Genomic DNA, 3,730 nt, shown 5'->3' with positions numbered 1-3,730 from the left:
GGCCAGCGCCGGTGCGCTGGCCAGCAGGAAGGACAGCACGAGGGTGGACAGCAGGGTCTTGCGCATATCRGGCACTCCGGGTGGCAACGGCAGGGGGAACGGCGGCGGCACGACGGGCCGGGCCGAAGACAGCGATCTGGCCGAGCAGCCACAACAGCATCGCGCCGATCGGCAGGTAACTGATGGGCATGCGCGGCAGCTCGTAATTGTTCATCAGGTACAGATTGATCGTGTAGGCCATCAACATGCCGAGCACGATGCCGACCGTGGCCAGCAGGAAGTTCTCGGTCTGGAAATAGCGCAGGATCTGCCCGCGGGTCGCCCCCAGCGCACGGCGGATGCCGATCTGCTTGGTGCGCTGCTGCACCCAGAAGCTGGCCAGCCCGACGATGCCCAGTGCGGTCACTACCAACAGGGCGACGCAGACGGTGATCAGCAGGCCGACCATCGCCCGGTCGTTGGCGAAGTACTTCTGGCGCTGCTCTTCATAGGTGCGCTTGCCACGGACCAGGCGGCTGGAATCAACGCGTTCCAGCGCTTTCACCGCCGCTTCGAGCACTTCATTGCGCCGCGCCGGATCGGTGACCCGGATCAGGTAGAAGGCCTCGTCGTAGCCCATGCGCAGCGGCAGGATGAGCGAGAAGCGGGTATCGCCTTCGCGGCTGGTCGGCCGGGCCAGTTCCTTGACTACCCCCACCACCCGCAACGGCATGTGCCCGCTGTAGACGGTCTTGCCCACTGCGGGGGTACCGGGGAACAGTTTGTCGGCCGCGGCCTTGGACAGAATCACCGCCGATCCGTTGGCCTCCAGATTCGGATCGTTCTTGGCGGTCTCCACGTCCTGGTATTCATCGGCCTGGAAGTCACGGCCGGCCACCACTTCCAGGCCCAGCGTGTCCACGGTGCCTTCGCTGCCGAAATACTGCGACGCGCTCAGGGTGGGGCGTTCCTGGTCCGGGGTCAGGCCCAGGCTGGTGTTCCAGGAGTTGTTGCGGAACGGCATCTGGTTCAGCGGCACCACGCTCTTGACCCCGGGGATGCCGCGCAGCGCGGCCAGATCTTCGCGGGTTCGTGCGGCCACGTTGACCTGGGTGCCGATGCCGCCCAGACGGACTTCGACCAGTTCGTTCTCGGCGATGCCGCTGGGCTGGTTGATCTTCTCGATGCGCTGGCCGATCAGGAACAGCGCGTTGCAGACGATCGCGCAGGTCAGCGCGATCTCCAGCACGATCAGTGCGGCGGCGGTCTTGTGCCGGCGCAGCGTGGTGAGGATGGGACGAATATCCATGATGTGCTCCGGATCCTTACTGCGATTTGAGTTGGATGGCGGGGGCAACCTGCATGGCGCGCAGCGCCGGCAGGAACCCGGCCAGCAGGCTGGCCACCAGGGTCAGCCCGAAGGTCAGCAGCAGCATCTGTCCATCCAGCGTGGCCAGCTTGGCGTACTCCACCGGCTGCTGGCGCACGGCATACAGCCCCAGCGCCGCCAGCCCGAGACCCAGCACACCGCCGGCCAGGCCGACCGTTCCTGCTTCGACCAGCGACTGCAGGAAGATCTGCGCACGACTGGCACCCAAGGCCCGCCGCACGCCGATCTCACCGCTGCGACGCAGGAACTTGGCCAGCAGCAGGCCGACGGTATTTACCAGACAGACCAGCAGGAAGCCCATCGCCAGCCACAGCTGCAGGCGCACGTCACCCGGCACCACCTGCTTGTAGTCCAGCCACGCCATCACGTTGCGCAGGCGGACATTGTTGGGACGCTCGAAGCGACCGGCCGCATGCTGCTGGGTGGAGTAGTTGTCCAGGTAGGCACGGAAGTCCGACGCCTGCGAAGCGCTCTCCAGCTCCACCCAGTACTGGATCCAGGTGCAGCTGGMATTGAGCGAGGTTTCGTCGGTCTCGTTCTTGCGTCCGAAGCAATCCATGTTGCCGTTGCGGCCGAACTTCAGGTCCATGGCGGTGGAGAACGGCATGAACACGTCTTCGCTGTCGCCGTACCTGCCGGTTTCCAGGTCGTAGAAGTGCGGGTTCGGATTCCAGGTGTCGAGCACGCCGATCACGGTGAAGGTATTGCCATCCATCCGCAGCGACTTGCCGACGCTGTCGGCACCGTCGAACAGCTTCTGGTTGAGCGTGCGCGAAATCACCGCCACGCGACCGCGGCCCTCGTCCTGGTCGGCCTTCCAGCCGCGCCCGAACAGGAATGGCGCATCGAACATCGTGAAGAAGTCGGCCGAGGTGTAGCGGGCATCGGTGGTGAACGGGCGCAGCGCACTGTTCTCCGGTTCCAGGGTGACACCACCGCCGGTCATCATCGCCTGGTGCTTGGCGTGCTTCTCGCGCAGCAGTGCTTCGGCATCGAAGCGGGTCAGCTGGTCATTGGGTTCTTCACCGGCCTGGTAGCCCAGCATCGGCTGCGGGTCCAGCTGCACGTAGAACAGGCGGTCGCTCTTCTGCGGGATCGGATCGCCGGACAGCACGTGGAATACGGTAAGCGTCGTCATCGACGCACCGATGCCCAGCGCGATGGCGATCACCATCAGCGCGGTCAGCACCCGGTTGCGCCGGAAGCTGCGCAGGGCCAGTCGGAAGTAGTAGGCGAGCATGGTGGCCTCAGTCGTGGGTGGTGGCGACGACAGCACGCGGGGTTGACAGCACCGGCTCGCGCAGCAGGTCGGTGGCCTGGCCATCGACGATGTGCACGTTGCGCTGTGCGCGGGCGGCCAGTTCCGGGTCATGGGTGACCATGACGATGGTGGTCCCGGCGGCGTTGATTTCCTCCAGCAGTTCCATCACCCCGCGTGCCATCTGGCTGTCCAGGTTGCCGGTCGGTTCATCGGCCAGCAGCAGGCGCGGGCTGCCCGCCAGGGCGCGTGCGATTGCCGCGCGCTGCTGCTGTCCGCCCGAGAGCTCGGCCGGGTAGTGCTTCATGCGCGAGCCCAGCCCGACCTGGCCCAGCGCCTTTTCGATGCGCTGCTTGCGCTCGGCGGCGGGCATGCCGCGATAGCGCAGCGGCACATCGACGTTGTCGAACAGGTTGAGGTCGGAGATCAGGTTGAAACCCTGGAAGATGAAGCCGATTTTCTGGTTGCGCAGGCGGCTGCGCGCATCGTCGCCGAGCTTGCTGACGTCCTGGCCATCGAGCATGTAGGTGCCGCTGGTGAAGGTTTCCAGCAGGCCGGCGATGTTGAGGAACGTGGTCTTGCCCGAGCCGGACGGACCGGTCACGGCGACGAACTCGCCTTCGCGGACGTGCAGGTCAAGCGACCGCAGGGCATGGGTTTCCACCTGTTCGGTGCGGAACACTTTGGCGACCGCGCGCATCTCGAGCATGACTGTTTTCCTTACCGTTGGTTGAGGATGAAATGTGTTGTGGATATCAGTTGATGGACACGTGCTCGGCATCGCCGAACAGATCGCTGCCGGAGACCACGACGCGATCGCCGGGCTGCAGGCCAGAGAGGATTTCCACTTCGCCCAGGCTGCTCACACCGAGCTTGACCGGGCGGCGCACCGCGGTGCTGCCGTCCATGACGTAGGCCTGGCCGTTGCCCTGTTCGACGAACGGGCCGCGCTCGACCTTGAGCACATTGCGACGGGTATCGAGCACCACCCGGGCCTGCATGCGCTGGCTCTGGCGCAGACCCTGCGGCTGCTTGTCGGAGAAGCGGATGCGGGCRTTGACTTCACCGGCGACCACTTCCGGGGACACCGCGCTGATCTCGCC

General features: G+C 65.5%; 2 protein-coding genes and 2 pseudogenes. All 4 read right to left on the bottom strand.

The annotated features are described in order from the left end of the window. Positions 1-70: 70 nt before the first annotated feature. Positions 71-1,288, bottom strand: a pseudogene (locus ACXJKH_RS16805) (ABC transporter permease); the annotation flags it as partial. 16 nt (positions 1,289-1,304) lie between these two features. Beyond that, positions 1,305-2,609, bottom strand: a complete 1,305-nt coding sequence (locus ACXJKH_RS16800) for an ABC transporter permease (protein WP_457321017.1) — start codon at positions 2,607-2,609, stop codon at positions 1,305-1,307. Between the two features lie 7 nt (positions 2,610-2,616). Then, entirely contained in the window at positions 2,617-3,336 is a 720-nt protein-coding gene (locus tag ACXJKH_RS16795) for an ABC transporter ATP-binding protein (protein WP_256776914.1), read from the bottom strand. Positions 3,337-3,382: 46 nt separating this feature from the next. Next, a pseudogene (locus ACXJKH_RS16790) lies at positions 3,383-3,730 on the bottom strand (efflux transporter periplasmic adaptor subunit); the annotation flags it as partial.

The sequence above is a fragment of the Stenotrophomonas sp. P5_B8 genome (assembly GCF_054049855.1).
This window is presented reverse-complemented; position numbering and strand designations above follow the sequence as displayed.